The organism is Thalassospira sp. CA1, from assembly GCF_059052855.1.
This window is the reverse complement of sequence record NZ_JBZCIA010000003.1, coordinates 120,860-138,049: the sequence shown is the minus strand read 5'-3', so window position 1 is coordinate 138,049 and position 17,190 is coordinate 120,860. Positions and strand designations below refer to the sequence as shown.

The 17,190-nt window shown below is 54.3% G+C and carries 18 protein-coding genes; 9 read left to right on the top strand and 9 right to left on the bottom strand.

The features are described from left to right. Positions 1–134 precede the first annotated feature (134 nt). From AC5Q5A_RS07465 to AC5Q5A_RS07455, 3 genes are read left to right on the top strand one after another with little or no spacing between them, the layout of a single operon-like run. Entirely contained in the window at positions 135–1,079 is a 945-nt protein-coding gene (locus AC5Q5A_RS07465; protein ID WP_493894839.1) for a sugar-binding transcriptional regulator, read from the top strand. Positions 1,080–1,082: 3 nt separating this feature from the next. Next, positions 1,083–2,648, top strand: a complete 1,566-nt coding sequence (gene lsrK, locus AC5Q5A_RS07460) for an autoinducer-2 kinase (protein ID WP_493894838.1) — start codon at positions 1,083–1,085, stop codon at positions 2,646–2,648. A 47-nt stretch (positions 2,649–2,695) separates the two neighbouring features. Next, positions 2,696–2,998 (top strand): antibiotic biosynthesis monooxygenase, encoded by a 303-nt coding sequence (locus tag AC5Q5A_RS07455; protein WP_493894837.1) that lies wholly within the window; start codon positions 2,696–2,698, stop codon positions 2,996–2,998. 97 nt (positions 2,999–3,095) lie between these two features. On the opposite strand, the gene AC5Q5A_RS07450 is transcribed toward AC5Q5A_RS07455, so the two are convergent. Further along, positions 3,096–3,815 carry a DsbA family oxidoreductase gene (locus tag AC5Q5A_RS07450; protein WP_493894836.1) on the bottom strand — a complete coding sequence of 240 codons (720 nt, stop codon included), beginning with the start codon at positions 3,813–3,815 and terminating at the stop codon, positions 3,096–3,098. Between the two features lie 154 nt (positions 3,816–3,969). Further along, on the bottom strand, positions 3,970–4,218 hold the full coding sequence (locus tag AC5Q5A_RS07445; protein ID WP_008891599.1) for a hypothetical protein: 249 nt from the start codon (positions 4,216–4,218) through the stop codon (positions 3,970–3,972). 340 nt (positions 4,219–4,558) lie between these two features. On the opposite strand from AC5Q5A_RS07445, the gene cimA reads away from it, so the two are divergent. The 3 genes from cimA to rpsD all read left to right on the top strand — a co-directional run bounded on the left by cimA (position 4,559) and on the right by rpsD (position 8,018). Next, entirely contained in the window at positions 4,559–6,172 is a 1,614-nt protein-coding gene (gene cimA / locus AC5Q5A_RS07440; protein WP_064788905.1) for a citramalate synthase, read from the top strand. Between the two features lie 192 nt (positions 6,173–6,364). Next, positions 6,365–7,147, top strand: a complete 783-nt coding sequence (locus AC5Q5A_RS07435; protein WP_063087426.1) for an RNA methyltransferase — start codon at positions 6,365–6,367, stop codon at positions 7,145–7,147. Between the two features lie 253 nt (positions 7,148–7,400). Continuing rightward, the gene (gene rpsD / locus AC5Q5A_RS07430; RefSeq protein WP_493894835.1) at positions 7,401–8,018 is read left to right on the top strand and encodes a 30S ribosomal protein S4; all 618 of its coding nucleotides are present in this window, start codon (positions 7,401–7,403) and stop codon (positions 8,016–8,018) included. A gap of 87 nt (positions 8,019–8,105) precedes the next feature. On the opposite strand, the gene AC5Q5A_RS07425 is transcribed toward rpsD, so the two are convergent. From AC5Q5A_RS07425 to AC5Q5A_RS07410, 4 genes are all read right to left on the bottom strand, one after another. Next, the gene (locus tag AC5Q5A_RS07425; RefSeq protein ID WP_493894834.1) at positions 8,106–10,304 is read right to left on the bottom strand and encodes a mechanosensitive ion channel family protein; all 2,199 of its coding nucleotides are present in this window, start codon (positions 10,302–10,304) and stop codon (positions 8,106–8,108) included. A gap of 193 nt (positions 10,305–10,497) precedes the next feature. Further along, positions 10,498–10,833, bottom strand: a complete 336-nt coding sequence (gene grxD, locus AC5Q5A_RS07420; protein ID WP_044827586.1) for a Grx4 family monothiol glutaredoxin — start codon at positions 10,831–10,833, stop codon at positions 10,498–10,500. Between the two features lie 91 nt (positions 10,834–10,924). Further along, positions 10,925–11,833 carry an EamA family transporter RarD gene (gene rarD / locus AC5Q5A_RS07415; protein WP_493894833.1) on the bottom strand — a complete coding sequence of 303 codons (909 nt, stop codon included), beginning with the start codon at positions 11,831–11,833 and terminating at the stop codon, positions 10,925–10,927. Positions 11,834–12,005: 172 nt separating this feature from the next. Beyond that, the gene (locus AC5Q5A_RS07410; protein ID WP_008891609.1) at positions 12,006–12,239 is read right to left on the bottom strand and encodes a BolA family protein; all 234 of its coding nucleotides are present in this window, start codon (positions 12,237–12,239) and stop codon (positions 12,006–12,008) included. Between the two features lie 333 nt (positions 12,240–12,572). On the opposite strand from AC5Q5A_RS07410, the gene AC5Q5A_RS07405 reads away from it, so the two are divergent. The 3 genes from AC5Q5A_RS07405 to AC5Q5A_RS07395 are packed head-to-tail and all read left to right on the top strand — an operon-like array spanning position 12,573 to position 14,620. Beyond that, a complete protein-coding gene (locus AC5Q5A_RS07405; protein ID WP_064782097.1) occupies positions 12,573–13,067 on the top strand; it encodes a glyoxalase superfamily protein in 495 nt (164 codons plus the stop codon). Further along, on the top strand, positions 13,064–13,519 hold the full coding sequence (locus tag AC5Q5A_RS07400; protein WP_493894832.1) for a GIY-YIG nuclease family protein: 456 nt from the start codon (positions 13,064–13,066) through the stop codon (positions 13,517–13,519). The genes AC5Q5A_RS07405 and AC5Q5A_RS07400 overlap by 4 nt, the downstream gene beginning before the upstream one ends. A gap of 51 nt (positions 13,520–13,570) precedes the next feature. Then, positions 13,571–14,620, top strand: a complete 1,050-nt coding sequence (locus AC5Q5A_RS07395; protein WP_493894831.1) for a hypothetical protein — start codon at positions 13,571–13,573, stop codon at positions 14,618–14,620. A 12-nt stretch (positions 14,621–14,632) separates the two neighbouring features. Here the strand turns inward: AC5Q5A_RS07395 and moaA are convergent, their stop codons facing one another. From moaA to AC5Q5A_RS07380, 3 genes are all read right to left on the bottom strand, one after another. Next, a complete protein-coding gene (gene moaA, locus AC5Q5A_RS07390) occupies positions 14,633–15,631 on the bottom strand; it encodes a GTP 3',8-cyclase MoaA (RefSeq protein ID WP_493894830.1) in 999 nt (332 codons plus the stop codon). Positions 15,632–15,854: 223 nt separating this feature from the next. After that, positions 15,855–16,667, bottom strand: coding sequence for a hypothetical protein (locus tag AC5Q5A_RS07385; protein WP_008891613.1), 813 nt, complete (start codon positions 16,665–16,667; stop codon positions 15,855–15,857). Positions 16,668–16,823: 156 nt separating this feature from the next. Continuing rightward, positions 16,824–17,009: a DUF3553 domain-containing protein gene (locus AC5Q5A_RS07380; protein WP_008891614.1), complete on the bottom strand. Its 186-nt coding sequence runs from the start codon at positions 17,007–17,009 to the stop codon at positions 16,824–16,826. Positions 17,010–17,190 lie beyond the last annotated feature (181 nt).

The following is a 17,190-nucleotide window of genomic DNA, read 5'->3' as shown; positions in this document are numbered from 1 at the left end:
ATTCCACGGCTTAAAATGATGCTGCAGCGCGATATTAAGCAAGGGGATGTTTCTGGTTCTTACAGGTGTTGACGTGATCATTTGTTTTTACGATAATCAAATGAACAGTTTGTAAGAATCCGGGGATGAGGAAAATGGCGTCGGACACAAATGACTGGAGCTATGCGGACGCAGAAGAAGAGACGCTAACCCGTATTGCTTGGTATTACTACAACGATGGCATGACGCAGGGGGAAATCGGCGAGAAGCTCGGTCTTTCGCGTATTAAGGTTTCCCGTCTTCTGGAAAGTGGGCGCCGTACCGGCATCATTCAGGTGCGTATCAATTCGCGCTATCAGGGATCCCTTGAATATGAGCAGCGTCTTCAGGAAAGCTGGGGTCTGCGCGAAGTGCGTGTTGTGCCACATCTGGAAAATGGCGATCTGAATGAACGTCTGGGACAGGCGGCTGCGCAGTTTTTGATGCAGCGTCTTGGCAATGACGATCTGCTTGCGGTTGGTTGGGGGGCGACGGTCAGTCACACCATTCAGCGCATTGGTCACATGGCCAATGAACGCAATGTATCGCTGGTCAGCCTGACGGGTGGTGTAGCGACCTATGTTGACGGCATGCGCACGGCAAACTGGGGTAGCAGCGTGCATCTTTTGCCCGCACCGCTTGTCGTTTCCGAAGACGCGGTGGCCACCGCCCTTATGAGCGAGCCTGGCATTTCAAATGTTTTGGAGATGGCGCTGAATGCGGCGTACCAGTTGGTCGGGATTGGTGAACTTCATAGCGAGTCGACGGTTGTTCGTAGCGGATATGTCACCCCTGACGAGGTAGAACCTCTGCGCCGGAAGGGCGCTGTGGGCGATATTCTGTGTCAGTTCTTCGATGATAATGGTGATGTCCTTGATCTCTCGCTGCATCAACGGGTCATCGGGGCGCGTCTTGAATCCTTGAACAAATCAAAGAACGTCATCGCCGCTGCTGGCGGTGATGCAAAGGTGCGTGCAATCCGTGCGGCCCTTAAAGGAAAATATGTCGACATCCTGATTACGGATGAAAAAACGGCAGAAAAACTGTTGGAGGAAGTCTAGGGAATGGCGGCAGGAGTTTATGTTCTTGCGATTGATGCAGGAACGGGCAGTGGCCGGGCGGTCGTATTTGACCGGGACGGCAACCAGTTGGGATCGTCTCAGCGCGAATGGTGGCACAAGGAAGATCCGCGCTTTCCGGGGTCGATGGATTTTGATGTCGAAGGCAACTGGAAGCTGATCTGTGATTGCATCAAGGGTGCATTGGCCGAGGCCGGCGTTGCGGGTGATGATATTGCCGCTGTCAGCGCAACCTCCATGCGCGAGGCCATCGTTGCCTTTGATAAGGATGGCAATGAAATCTGGGCCTGTGCGAATGTTGACGGGCGCGCTGTTGAACAGGTGCGTGCGCTGAAAGAAGGCTTTCCTGGTGTGGAGGAAGACCTTTATAGCCGGACCGGACAGACCTTTGCGCTGGGTGCTTTGCCGAGGCTTCTGTGGATCAGTCAAAAGATGCCTGACATCTATGAAAAGATTGATCGCATAGCGATGTTGTCGGACTGGGTGGTGGCTCGCCTTTCGGGCGTAATTGCCTCTGACCCGTCAAATGCCGGAACCACGGGCATTTTCGGATTGCGCGAACGTGCTTGGCTGCCCGAAGCCATGCGTGCGGTTGGACTGCGCGATGATATCTTTCCCCAGGCCTGCGAAACCGGTACGGCCGTTGGTCATGTGACGGCAAAGGCCGCCGGGGAAACAGGCCTTTCGACCCGAACGGCGGTTGTTGTCGGTGGTGGCGATTGTCAGCTTGGAACGGCGGGGTTAGGCGTTACCGGGATCGGGGATTGTGCGGTTCTGGGGGGCACGTTCTGGCAGCAGATCGTCAATGTCGATGCAAGCCTGACCGATCCGTCTATGAATTTGCGCATCAATCCGCATGTGATCACCGGGCTTAATCAGGCCGAAGCGATCAGTTTCTTCGTTGGCGCGGTCATGCGCTGGTTCAGGGATTCCTTTGGTCAGGAAGAGCTTGCCAAGGTCAGTGACCCGGGCGATGCCTATACCTTGCTTGAGCAACAATCGCGTGACGTGCCGCTTGGTGCGCACGGGGTTATTCCGATTTTCTCCGATGTCATGCGCTATGGCAGCTGGTATCACGCCGCACCGTCCTTCCTTAATCTGAGCATCGATCCGGCAAAATCCGGAAAGGCGGTTCTTTTTCGCGCGCTTCAGGAAAATGCCTGCATTGTTGCAGCCAGAAACCTTGAGGCCATTTTCACGCTCAGTGGTCAGCGTCCAGACAAAATCGTGTTTGCGGCGGGGGCTGCGAAAAGCACGCATTGGTCGCAAATGCTGGCCGATGTTACCGGTATCCCGGTTGTGACCCCTGTGATCAAGGAAGCCACTGCACTTGGCTGTGCGGCAGCAGCCGCCGTTGGTGGCGGGCTTTATGATGACCTTGCCGCACTCGGGCGCCAATGGGTGCGTTGGGAACATACGTTTGAACCCAACTTGTCGCTTAAATCCGAATATGACCCCTTGGGCGACCGCTGGGCGCAGGCATATGGCGCGCAACGCCAGCTAGTCGATCAAGGGGTTACGACTTCTATGTGGAAGGCGCCGGGTGTCTAATCCCGGCAAGATATTTATCGCATTTAATTAGTTAAAAAGGATACATCATGCTTGTACAAATGGTGCATATCGAAGTGAAGCCGGGTCATGTTGACGAGTTCATCGAAGCGTTCCGGATCAATTACGAAGGCACACGAGAAAACGAAGAAGGCAACCTGCGTTTTGACGTTCTGCGCGACCCTGCAAATGAACATAAATTCATGATCTATGAAGTGTTCAGTTCCGAAGAAGCGTTTCAGGCGCATCGCCAGACCGAGCATTACAAAGAATGCGTGCGCCGCATCGACCCGATCATTACCGGTCCGCGCACCAAAACCTATTTCAATGCAGAAATGGCCGATTACCTCTAGGTCGTAGGACCTGTTTCATGGCGAGAAATCGCAAAAAAAAGCCCCGGTTCATGTGCCGGGGCTTTTTAATTGGTCAATCTGTCAGCCAGGTAGCTGATTAATTCTGCGCAATTTTTTCGGCTGCTGCTTCGGTCTCTGCCTCGGCAAGAATTTGTCCGCCTTGGCGGGCGATCTCCGAAAGGGCCTGTTCGAACACTTCTGGCGGGTGGCCGCCGGAAATGGCGAATTTGCCATTGACCACATAGGTCGGTACCGAACTGATGCCGGCATCGCCAAATTCGTCTTCCTCGGCGCGGACTTCCTTGGCGAATTCGTCGCTGGCAAGGATTTCGGCAGCACGTTCCGGCGAAAGACCAACTTCCTCGACCGCGCGTTTCAAAACACCATGGTCGGCGGTGTTGTCACCGCCCTGGAAGTAGGCGGCAAACAGGTTAAGTTTAAGCGCGGTCTGTTGTCCGTATTCGCCTTCCTTGCCCGCCCAGTACAGCAAACGGTGGGCGTCAAAGGTGTTATAGATACGTGCATCTGACCCGAAGTGGATCGGGAAGCCGACATTTTCGCCCATCATGGTGATGCGGGCGCGGTTATCGGCACTTTGATCAGCGGTCAGGCCGTATTTTTCGCTGATATGTTCCGAAAGGTCCTGGCCCTCGGGCGGCATATCGCGGTTCAGTTCGAACGGGTGCCAGCGCAGGGTGACGTCAATTTCACCGTCCAGACGGCTGATGGCATCTTCAAGGTTCTTGTAACCGATGATGCACCACGGACAGACAACGTCCGAAACAATGTCGATCTGCATGGGAATGGCTTTGGTCATTGGATTAGGCTTGCCTTGGATTATGTAACGTTGTGCTACCCCAACACATAATCGACATGGCGTCAAACGCAAGGAAAAGCCGGGGCGGACGCATATTTGAGGGTCGATTCATTAGTTGTATCTGATTTTGCGAGCGTAGTTACCCGTCTGATCATCAGGATGATTGCCGCCGGGCGTTATCGACCATGTATTCGGCAAATGTTTCAAGGATCGGGCAAGACCAATCCGCACGGGTCAATTCCCCGTCCCGTTCCCAGTCGCCATACCAACGTTCATCGATGTCACGGAATATGATGTAGCGGGCAAAACGGTCTGATGCAGTCCAGCAATTGCGACCGGTACGTTCCCACGTCAGGCCGGCAAGCATCATGATATCAACGCTGGTGGGGGCGTCATTTGCCATTTTTATTGTCCTTGGACGTCGCGCGATCATTAGCTTTGTTCTACATGTGCAGGGATTTGATCAAGCGTACTACAACCTAGGATAAAGGTAATCATCGCATAGTGGTGGTTGCAACCATTCAAGGGGACAGGTCAGCTATCCTAAAGATGGGTAATTTGTTGAAATAGAGCAGAAATTGTCGTCGGGATGGCAATTTGAGTAATGCTGTTGCGCTGCTGTCTGTTTTGCGGCAATTTGCCAGACCCGCAAAAGACATGAAATCATGAGCCTTGCGAACAGAATAACGGCGGCCAAAAAAAGCGGCCGCGGCACCCGAGACGATCGATCAGTTGGAATGAAAATGTCAGACAAGCGCGTCTATCTCTATGACAGTACCTTGCGCGATGGGCAGCAGACCCAGGGCGTGGATTTTTCGGCCGCGGACAAGACCGCGATTGCCAAGGCACTGGACGAACTGTCGATTGACTATATTGAAGGCGGCTGGCCGGGGGCAAACCCGACCGATGATGCATTCTTTGCCAATCCGCCCAAACTCAAGAATTCCAAACTGACTGCCTTTGGCATGACCCGCCGTGCCGGGCGTTCGGCGTCAAACGATCCGGGGCTGACCAGCCTGGCGCAGAATGCACCGATTGTCTGCATGGTGGGTAAAAGCTGGGACTTTCAGGTGACCGAGGCGCTTGGGATCGAGCTTGATGAAAATCTGGCGATGATCTCGGATTCAATTGCCCATCTGAAAACCAAGGTTTCCGAAGTCATGTTCGATGCCGAGCATTTCTTTGATGGTTACAAGGCCAACCGGGACTATGCGCTTGCCGCGATCAAGTCGGCCTATGAGGCCGGTGCGCGCTGGGTCGTTTTGTGTGACACCAATGGCGGCACGCTGCCTGACGAGATTTTTGACATTGTCACCGATGTCTGCAGCCAGATCCCCGGCAGCCATGTGGGTATTCATTGCCACAATGATACGGAAAATGCGGTGGCGAACTCTTTGGCCGCCGTACGTGCCGGTGCGCGGCAAGTGCAAGGGACGCTGAATGGTTTGGGTGAGCGGTGCGGCAATGCCAACCTGATTTCGATCATTCCGACGCTGATGCTGAAAATGGGCTATGACGTTGGCATTTCCCATGACCAGCTGACCCATTTGCGCCGTATTTCGCACATCCTTGATGAGCGGCTGAACCGTGAACCGCTGCGTCAGGCGGCCTATGTCGGCGACAGTGCCTTTGCCCACAAGGGCGGCTTGCATGTCTCAGCGGTCGAAAAGAACCCGACCTGTTACGAACATATCGAACCGCATCTGGTTGGCAACCAGCGCCATATCCTTGTTTCCGATCAGGCGGGCCGGTCGAACATCCTTGCCCGTTTCCGCGAGATTGGCGTTGAAGTTGATCCCAAATCCGAGGCCGTCGGCAAACTGGTCGAAACCGTCAAGCGCCGTGAGTTTGACGGTTATGCCTATGACGGGGCCGAGGCAAGCTTTGAATTGCTGGCGCGCAAGGCCATGGGCGAGCTTGATCGGTATTTCCGCGTGACGTCTTTCCGTGTGATTGACGAACGTCGCTGGGTTGATGAGCAGGACGAACAGGTCATCACCATGTCGGAAGCGACCGTCAAAGTCGTGGTCGGTGATGATCAGTTCATGTCAGTCGCCGAAGGCAATGGGCCGGTCAACGCCCTTGATGCGGCGCTTCGTAAGGTCCTTTTGACCGTGCCGGAATACCGCGATGCGGTCGAACAGATCGAACTGATCGACTATAAGGTCCGCATCATAACCCGCGGCGATGGTACGCGTGCAGTCACCCGCGTCATGATCGAAAGCCGTGATGCCGAAGGCAATAACTGGGCAACGGTGGGCGTTTCGACCAACATTATCGAGGCGTCCTATAACGCGCTGCGTGATTCCATCACCTATAAACTGTTCAAGTCGGGCGTGCGCAGCCAGCACGCCTGATGATGTGATCGGATATCCGTCAAATATATGCAGCCGGGCCATATCAAGGTCCGGCTGTTTTCGTTTCAATCCGGAGGCTTAAATCTGGAGGCTGGCGCGAACGGTTGGCTTTTGCTAAGTAAGCGCCAATATGGACGGGGACGCACGAAAAACAGCTTCTATGCCTTCCTTTGACGACCGGAGAATACCGCGATGAGCGAGCCCATCGGCAGTGCCAAGCCTGAAACAGGCGGGATTGCCAATCCGCCCGTAATCATTCTGATTGAGCCGCAGCTTGGCGATAATATCGGCAAGGCCGCGCGTGCGATGCTCAATTGTGGTCTGGTGGATTTGCGTCTGGTGCGGCCGCGCGATGGTTGGCCAAATGAGCGGGCAACCGCCAATGCATCAGGGGCCGATATCGTCATCGACAACACCAAGGTGTTTGAGCGCGAAGAAGATGCACTGGCCGATCTGAACCGGGTTTACGTCACCACCGCACGAACCCGTGATGCCATCAAGCCGGTCTTTACCCCCAAGGGGCTGGCACCGGAAATGCGTGCTGTGATCGGACGCGGTGAAAAGGTCGGCGTGATGTTTGGTCCGGAACGTACTGGGGTTCGCAACGAACATATTGCCATGGGCGATGCGGTGGTGACCGTGCCGCTTAATCCCGGTTTTACGTCGCTTAACCTGGCCCAGGCGGTTTTGTTGATTGGTTATGAATGGTGGCAGGCGGGCGTTGATGTGCCTGACTATCAATTGATGATGGCCGACACCTTCCCTGCGACCAAGGATGATATGGAACGTCTTTTCTTGCACCTTGAAAGCGAACTTGATGAGTCGGGTTTCTTTCGGGTGGCAGAAAAGCGCCCCGGTATGGCGCGCAATATTCGCAACATCTTTAACCGCGCCAATCTGACCCATCAGGAAGTCCAGACGCTGCGCGGGATGATCGTTGCCATGCGCGGCGGCAAGCACAAGCCAAAGGACTGATTTTCCACCCGATTGCCAAGTGCGGTGCAGGCGGGGTGCTATTCAAGCGGAACTCGGCAGAAATGCAGGGCTTCCATGCGGGATGGCGGGCGCGATTAATGTTTGACTCTTGATCAATCATCTCTATATTGCGCCTCACTTCCGAGAAAGTGGGTCGAAACATGTGGTTTCGTCCCCGTTCCGCATGTCCGTTAGTCGGGCAGTTGGAAACTATCGGGACAATAAGTGATCTTTAAAAAAAGAGAGTTACAAAATGTCGAAACGTATTGCTGCAAAGCATAAGATTGACCGCCGCCTTGGTGTGAACCTTTGGGGCCGTGCAAAGTCGCCGCTGAACAAGCGCGAATATGCACCGGGCATGCACGGCGCAACCCGCCGTAAGAAGCCGACCGACTATGGTACCCAGCTGTTTGCGAAACAGCAGCTCAAAGGCTACTACGGCTCGATCTCTGAAAAACAGTTCCTGCGCTACTACAAAGAGGCGTCCCGTCGTCCGGGCGATACCTCCGAGCATCTGGTTGGTATTCTTGAGCAGCGCCTTGATGCGGTTATCTACCGCATGAAATTCGTTCCGACCGTGTTTGCTGCACGTCAGTTCGTGAACCACGGCCACATTCTTGTTAACGGCAAGAAAGTAACCATCCCGTCCTACCTGGTACAGGAAGGTGACGTTGTCGAAGTGAAACCTGCTTCGCGCGAAATCCCGATGGTTATGGAAGCTGCCAACCTGAACGAACGTGACGTTCCGGAATATCTCGACGTTGACGCGAAGGCCTTCAAAGGTACCTTCGTTCGCGTTCCGAAATTCGCAGAAATTCCGTACCCGGTTCAGATGCAGCCGAACCTGGTCATCGAATTCTACTCGCGTTAATCCTTACGGATTTCGCGACGAACCGATACGAAGACGCCCGCTGGAAACAGCGGGCGTTTTTGTTTGTCTGCGTTTTGGGCAACGTCCTCAGGCGGGCGGTTTGTTCAGTTGCTCGGATGCCTGTTGGGCGGCGGCGGCAACCGCTTCCTGTTTTTGTTCGGGGGTGGCATCGGGCGGTACATCGACCTTGACGTTGCGCGAGGCCATCTGGATGCCGTTTTCCTTGAACATCGCCAGAACCCGCTGATAGACGGTTTTGCGGATGGTGAATTGTTCGCCGGGTTTTGAGGTGTATTTCAGCCCGATCACCATGTTGAATTCTTCCATCCGGCGCACGCCCTGGGATTTCAGTGGTTCGATGAAGCTGTCGCCAATCAGCGGATCTTCCAGAAGTTCGGCCGCCAGTTTCTTGACCAGTTTCTTGATCTTGTTGACGTCGGTTTCAAACGGCACACGGAATTCCAGTTTGACGATCACCCAATCTCGGCTGTGGTTGACGATGGATTTGATCTCGCCAAACGGGACGGTCTGAAGCGGGCCACGGTGATGGCGCAGCTGCATGGACCGGATGGAGATATTTTCGACCCGGCCACGCAGATTGTCGACTTCGATATATTCGCCAAGCCGGAACGCATCATCCAACAGGAAGAACACACCCGCCACCACATCGCGCACCAGCGCCTGACTGCCAAAGCCAAGGGCAAGGCCGACAACACCGGCACCGGCAATCAGCGGCCCGATATCAACGCCCAATGAGGACAGGGTCACCATCGCCACCATGATGACAATCACGGTCAGCGCAAAGTTTTTCAAAAGCGGCAAAAGGGTTTCGACCCGTGAAAGCCCGGTGCCACCGCCCTCATCACCAGCATTGCCCGTTGCTGATGCGCTCATGCGTTCATCAAGGAAAGTCTTGATCAGCGACCAGATCAGATCGGCGATCAGAAGGATCATGATGATTTCGGTCGAGCTATCAATGATCCGGGCAATGATTCCGGCATCATCGGCCTGAGCCAACCGGTCAAAGCCCCAGATGCGCCAGATACTTGCCAGCACAAACACCAGTGCCAGAAGCCGCACACCGCGTTTAAGCACCTTGGTAAAAACAGGTGCCTTGGGCTTTACCGGTTCAAACACTTCGTCATGTTCATGCGCAGCCGCCTCTGCCCGGGCATTGTGTTCGGCGGCTTCCTGTTCGGCCACTTGCAGTTTCTTGCGATGCTGGCTTTCGATGATGTTGCGAAACACCACGTCAAACAGGCAAGCAAGCCCGATGGCAAGCAGTGCCTTAAGGATGCGTTCGGCCCCAATGATTGCAACCCCGCCCACCAGAATGAACCAGCCACAGACAATCATCGGCCACAGACGGGCGATGGATGTTGGCAGGGCCATCTTCTCGACCTCGGCACTTGCCGCATGGCTGGCAAAGAACCGGCCGATTGAAAGCGTGACCGCGCAAAAGGCGATAACGGAAATCACCACAGCCGCATCAAACAGGATGATATCGCCCGCAACCATGGTCGGCGCGGCACCGAACACCTTTGCCAAGGCAAAGGCAAACAATGATATCCCCGCTGCCCAGGTCAGGCGTTTGGTCAGAACGGTTGCGGCCTGCGGATCGACATTTATCATGCGAAGGCCTTCGGCCTTGGGCGCAAACAGGAATTGCAGCACGATGATCAGGACACGCAGGGCAAAGAACGCCATCAGAAGCGACATTACGGCCGATTTCATGATGGGCGGCCAGTCAAACATCATAAACGCGCCAAGCGATCCGATGGCAAAGACAAGCAGCGAAAACAGCGAAAGCACACAAAGCCCGACCATGTGTTTAAGGCGTTCCGAAAACTTCCGGGGGCTTTGCGATTCAAGATAGGCACATGCCGGTGCCGAAAGACGGCGATAGATCACCTCGGCCAGGATACCGACACCAACGAAAATGACGGTAAACAGCAAAATGCGCATCAGGCCGGTCTGGCCAAAATCGGTCGACAGCAAGGCGCGTGTGGCATCGAGTTCTGCGGGGAAGGCATCAAGGCCGGACATGGTTTCGGCAATGCGGGCCTGGGTGCGGGTGACACCTTCTTCGAGGAAGCCATAATAGCTGAAGGTTTCGGCAATCACGCCGTCTTCGGGAAGTTCTGTGGCGGGGGCTGATCCGTCTTCTGAGCCGCTTAGGGCGGTAACGGCCGCCATCTGTGCTGCTGTGGGCGGGATGGGCAAGGCAAACCAGATTGCAAATAGCCAGATCGCAAAACATGCCATTGTTTTGATTGCCGGTTTCATGCCTGTGACTTCCCCTGTGGCGCAAATTTCAGCTTGCCCTAAAGATGGGGAATAGCGGACAAACCATCAAGAAATAGTTTTGTCGCGCGCGGGATATGATCGCATTTGGCGAGTTTGGCGGAAGTCCGGGCACAAAAAACGCGCTGGCAGAAAACCTGCGCAGCGCGTTTTGATTGGACTTGTTTGTCGCGCCTTAGGCGGCAACGGCAACGCCCTTGTCTTTAAGGTGCTGGGACAGCTCGCCGCTGGCGGCCATTTCACGCACGATGTCGCAACCACCAAGGAACTCGCCCTTGACGTAAAGCTGCGGAATGGTCGGCCAGTTAGAGAAGTCCTTGATGCCCTGACGGATCGCCGGGTCGACCAGAACGTTGATATCCTTGAACTGAACGCCAAGCTCGGCCAGGACCTGAACAACAGCGGCAGAGAAGCCGCACTGCGGGAACATTGCGGTACCCTTCATGAACAGGACGACGTCATTGTCATTGACGTCTTTCTGGATGCGTTCGAATACCGGATTGTCGGTCATGATGATTGTCCTTGGCTTGGGGGCCCTGTTCGGGCCGCGAATTCAGGTTAAACTTTTATGGGCGAAGATATGGCTGGAACCTGCGGTTCTGTCAACTCTTGGCGCGATTTTGCCGCGCGGTACGCAGGTTATCCCAGGTGAAAATACCCAGGCCGAACCACACCAGCGCATAGGTGATCATGTGGGCCTCGGTAAAGATCTCGCCGAAAATCAGAACCGCGACAAAGAACTGGATGGTCGGGTTGAGATATTGCATCAACCCAAGGGCCGAAAATTTCATGTTGCGCGCCGCAAAGGCAAACAACACCAGCGGGGCTGTCGTGCAGACCCCAAGCCCGATCAAAAGCGCATCTTCGACCCGCCCGATTTGCCCGAAGGTCATGTCACCCTGATAGGTCAGCCAGCCTAGATAGCCCAAGGCAAACGGGGTCAGAAGAATACATTCAACAAAAAGTCCGGCGATCGGGTCGGCCGGGACGAATTTGCGAATCACACCGTAAAAGCCAAACAAGGTCGAAAGCCCGACGGCGACCCAGGGCATATTGCCATAAAAAACCAGAAGGTTCAGAACCCCGGCCGCGCAGATCAGAACGGAGATGATCTGAATGCGGTTGAGCTTTTCGGCAAAGAAAATGCGGCCCAGGATCAGCATGATCAGCGGCATGATGTAATAGCCAAGGCTTGCTTCGAGGGCATGGGCATTATTGACAGCCCAGATGTAAAGCAACCAGTTCCCGGCAACCAGAAGGCTTGAAAGAAACAAAAGCCCGACGGTGCGCGCTGATGAAATCAGTTCAAGCAGTTTCTTGCGCCGACCCAGAAAAAACACCAGCAGAAGTGTGAGAAGTGCTGACCACACAATGCGGTGCGACAGGATTTCAAGCGGGGTGGCAAAAGCGACCTGTTTGAAATACAGGCCGAAAAACCCCCAGAAGATGAAGGCGCCAAGCCCGGCGAGGGGGCCGGGGCCGATCAGTGCCGGTTTTTCTTGAGAAGACATAATTTCAAGCCGTGGTCAGTGAATGGGGCTGTGACCGGCCGCTTAAGTCTTCGGACCAGCTCAGTTCGATCGGAAAGGCAACAGGGGCCGAAGGCAAACGGCCCCTGAGTTCGGTCTGGCGAAGCGGTTCGTGGTGGCGAGGTGCTTTGCCAAAGCTTTATCTTGGGTGACCTTATTCCGGCGCAGAGGTCTGCAGGGCCAGCGCATGCAGATCGCCGCCCATTTTGCCCTTAAGGGCGGAATAGACCATCTGGTGCTGAACCACGCGGGTTTTGCCGCGGAACTGTTCGGAGACGACAATCGCAGCATAATGATCGCCATCGCCGCGCAAATCCTCGATGCGGACCTGTGCATCGGGAAGGGCTTCCTTGATCATGCTTTCGATTTCATAGGCTTCCATGGCCATGGCGCATATTCCTTATGGTTGATCGGCGCATATTCGGGACCGCCGATATGACGTGTTTTCACTGGTATATGTTGTTGTCACGGGGGCTGTCAATTTTTGAGAAAGGCGCGCCATCCGCCGATGTCAGGCTATAAGTGCGCAATATCAGGCAATGCGAAAACCTTGTTTTTAGCCCGAGATTGGGCTAACACGCTTTTTACGGGGTGCGCACCCCTGCCGTCCGCAAGGTTTATGCCTTTGGTAAAGTGCGTGGAATGAATTTTTCGGACCCGTTTCCCGATCAGGATACGGCCCGGCAATGCGGACCCCCGGCCTCCTGCGTGGAGACGATTTATGACTTCCAATACGCTCAATATCAGCCGTGCCGACATTGAAACGGACGCGACCGAGCAATTCAAGGCACAGGCAAAACGCCTGCGCAAAGCCCTGGCGGCGCGTGATGTCTCGATCTCGCATACCGGTTCGCTGGAACTGCTGGCGCAAAGCCACGGTTTTCGCGACTGGAACACCGCCGTTGCCATGGCACGGCGCAATATCCCGACCAGTGTGTCCGATCTTGGCATCGGCAAACGGTTTGCCGGATCCTACCTTGGTCATGCCGTCACCGGCTTGATCCGAAGCGTCACGGCGACCCCGACACCGGGTGTGTTTCGGGTCGAAGTGCATCTTGATGAACCGGTCGATGTCGTGGAATCAAAACGCTTTAGTGGCTTTCGCCAACGCATCGCGTCGCGGATCAACGAGCATTGCGAACCAGTGCTGACCAACGGGATGGCCGGACCGGGACTTTCGATTGATCTGTTGCTGCGAGAGTCCCCGGACGCGTGAGCACGTTCTTCCCAGAGATAAATGACCAAACCCTCCGGCAGCTTCCCAAAGTTGCCGGAGCCTACGTTCTGGTGATCGAACTCGAAGCTGACCTGACACTTCAAAACAAACGGTTTGCCGGGATCACTCTTGCCAAAGGCACCTACCTCTATTGCGGCTCCGCCAATGGCCCCGGCGGCATTGCCGCGCGCGTCAAGCGCCACTGCAAGGCGACCAAGAAACCCCATTGGCATGTCGATGAACTGACCTCAAACGGGGCCGGCCAGGTTGTTTCGGTGCTGGTGGTGCCGGGTGGGGATGAGTGTGAATTACGCGCTGCTCTAAACGAGCCAGATACACAGGTTCCTGTGCCCGGATTTGGTAGCAGTGATTGCATCGACTGCGCGTCACACTTAGTCATCACACAGGATGATGACATCTCAGCGCTTTTTACAAAACTGCCTAAGGTGTAACATTTTCAGTTGCATGTTGAGAGTTGGTTGGTTGTCAGTCAGGAAAAGGATGTGTTTAAAAGAAAAACCGTCTTTGTCGTTGGAGCAGGAGCAAGCTACGAATTTGGTTTGCCTCTTGGTGTTAGCCTCAAGGATATAATCTCAGGAAAACTGCGATTTAGCTTTAATCATCGCCCAATGCCCGAGACTGGGGATATCACGCTTGCCTTACAGATTAAGCAAATGGCGAATGAAACAGATGGGTTTTCTCAGGCTGAATATTTTCGTGCGGCTGAAGCGATTTGTAGAGGATTACCGTTGGCCATAAGCATCGATAATTTTATTGATGCCCATCGGGGAAATTTGGCGATTGAGCGCATAGGTAAGCTAGCTATTTTTCAGTCCATTTTAGAAGCGGAGCGCCGGTCCAATCTGTATTCGGAGCACATCCAGAACATCAACGCCATTAATTTGGAACGAGTTTCTGATACTTGGATAGCTTCGCTTTTCCGAATGGCTAGTGAGGGTATTTCTAAAGATGAGATTTCCGATGTGTTTCAGAACGTTGGGTTTATCTCATTTAACTATGATCGTTGTATCGAGCAATTCTTAGAGTATGCGCTGAGAGCATACTACGGTGTTGAACGTGATCAGGCTGCAGGAGTTGTCGCAAAAGTACCGATAATTCATCCCTATGGAGTACTTGGATCAATATTTGATCGACCCAATCAAAGAACACTGCCATTCGGTGAGCTGCCCGATCATTTAGATATGTTCGAGCTTTGTCATCAGTTGCGAACGTTCACAGAACAAGTGAATTCCGACGAAGAACTGAATTCGCTCCGCCAATTGTTGTCAAACGCTGAGAGAATAGTGTTTTTGGGTTTTGCGTTTCACCGACAGAATTTGGACCTGCTGGCGTTTGGCCCCGCGAAAAACAAAATCGAAGTTCTCGGAACAACCTATGGTATTTCTGAAGCAGACACAGAGGTGATCCACAAAGATATTTGGTCGCTACTGCGGCGGGCGAAAATTAACCAAAATGCTATCGATATAACAGTTCGCAACGACATGAAATGCTCTGACTTACTCAAGTCGTATTGGCGAACGTTGACGACATGAGACGAGAGAGTATTAGCCCCCGGTCATACTCATATGCCGACCAACAGCCGGTTTCTGGCCTTTGCGGTCAATCACAAAATCATGGCCCTTGGGTTTGAGGTCCATGGCGGCATCCAGCATCTGATCAAGGGCGCGCGGGTCGCCGGTCCGAAGGGCGGCGCGCAGGTCAACGTGGTCTTCCTGGCCCAGGCACATGTAAAGCGTACCGGTGCAAGTCACACGTACGCGGTTGCAACCTTCGCAGAAATTATGGGTGAGCGGCGTGATGAAGCCAAGACGTCCGCCGGTTTCAGCCACGGTGGTATAGCGGGCCGGGCCCGGGGTGACATATTCGGACGGGATCAGGGTGTATTCCTGCTCCAACCTTTCGCGCACAGCAGTCAGCGGCAGGTATTGGTCGGTCCGGTCGCCATCAATATCGCCAAGCGGCATGGTTTCGATCAGGCAAAGATCAAAGCCCTCCTTCCCGCACCAGGAGACAAGGCGTGACATTTCGTCTTCGTTGAAATTGCGAAGCGCGACCGTATTGATCTTGATCGAAATGCCGGCCTGTTTGGCGGCCTCAAGCCCGGCCAGCACCTGTTCAAGGCGACCACGGCGGGTGATTTCGGTGAATTTCTGGGAATCCAGACTATCAAGCGAGATGTTAAGTCGCTTCACACCCAGGCGCGCCAGATCATCGGCATAGGTGGCAAGCTGGCTGCCATTGGTGGTCATGGTCAGTTCATCGAGCGCGCCGGTTTTAAGATGGCGCGACAGATTGGCGATCAGATCCATGATGCCACGACGGACCAGCGGTTCACCGCCGGTCAGGCGCAGTTTGCGCACACCGCGCGTGATGAAAGCCGTGCAAAGCTGATCGAGTTCTTCAAGCGACAGAACATCGGATTTCGGCAGGAAGGTCATGTTTTCCGCCATGCAATAGGTGCAGCGGAAATCGCAGCGATCGGTTACCGAAACGCGCAGGTAAGAGACATGTCTGCCATATTTGTCGATCAGCGGTTTGGTCATGGTGGCGTTTCAACGGTGTTGTTGAGTTTCCGGGCTTTTTGCAATCGTTGTGAGGCGACTGTGGCACAGCAGACGGGGTTTTGACCAGTCTGTTTCGATCTGTGGTGTTCACCTTTACGTCAGGTGAAAACGATATGAGCCACAATCCGATAACAGATCGCAGCTCATAATATTCGTTCGTTAAGGGGTAACCGTCAGGTAACGGGTGCCCACAGGTCGACGATCACTTTGATAATTTCGCGACGTCGGCATCAATGCATTTGACCACTTCGCGCAGGGTGGCGACGTTTTCGCGGCCCATCCGCGCGACCAGTTCGGCGGAATGTTCCGGCACGGCAAGCGTTTTGCGCACATCGGCAAACAGCGCATCAAGCAGGCGGATGCAGTGGGTTTCGGTGAATTCCCAACGTTCTTCGCCGTGGACCATGTTGTCATTGACGAGCTGGATCAGCCATTTCTTGCGGTGTTCATAGTTGCTGAAATGCAGCGCCATACGGGCAAACACCAGATTGATCCGCGATCGGACTTCCGGGGTTTTGGCAAGATGATCCCAGTATTCGGAGGGATTGCGCAACTCGTCATCATCATTGGCGTGGGCTTCGATGATTTCGTGAATTTCACGATCAATTTCCTGAAGCATGTCCATGCCGACCATCATGCGGATGACCTTGAAGAAAGGCTGCAGGATGGTGCGTGACAGAGCACCGTGTTCGATATCGCCGGCTGCGTTGCCTTCAAGCAGATGATCAAAGCGCGAGACCAGCAGACGCCCGAACGGATCGTGGCGCAGGGCTGCATGTTCGCGGGTCTTGATCGCTTCGAGGTCGCTTTCAAGGATCGCCCATGCATTGTCGAACAAATCTTCGTTGTCGCGCAGGCTATTGAGCGATTTCAGGATCTGTTCTTCGGTAACGGAACCGCCATGGTTGCGGGCAACATGAACAAGACCCTGGGCAAATTGTTCCAGCACGGTAAAGGCCGCGACGTGGTGGCGCTGTTTAAAGCTGTCACGCGGTGGTTTATTGGCTGCGATCATGGGCTTCGAAACCTTTTTAAGACTGTTGTGCTCGTGTCAGGTTCATCTATCGAGTGTATGATAGAGTCCATCTTGTATGGTGAATTGATTAACAATTCGATCCGAGCAATCCATGTGCCAAGCGTTGCCTTCAAGGACCGGTTGCAGGAAGGGCACCTATTCGTAGCCCGCCGCGGCTTCGACAATTTCCAGAACGACATAGCGCTGGCGGATGATCTGGCGACCGGCCTCTTCGAAATTGACAGCGATTCGATCTCCGTCAACGGCCTGAATGCGGCCCAGTCCCCAGTCCGGTTGATTGGGATGACGCACGATGGCGCCTGGCGTCAGCAAGAAATCCATTGGGTGCTCTGTATCCTGTGTTGCTGGCTTCAATATAGGTCGTTTGCCGAGGTCGCGCAATTTGCGGCTGCGTGTTGCGGCCCCGATATCGGGGCCGATATCGCAAAGCGGCAAAATTTGCCGGGTCGGAAAAGCCTGATTTTCGAGCGTGCTAAATAAGCTCTTAATATATCGGCGGCAA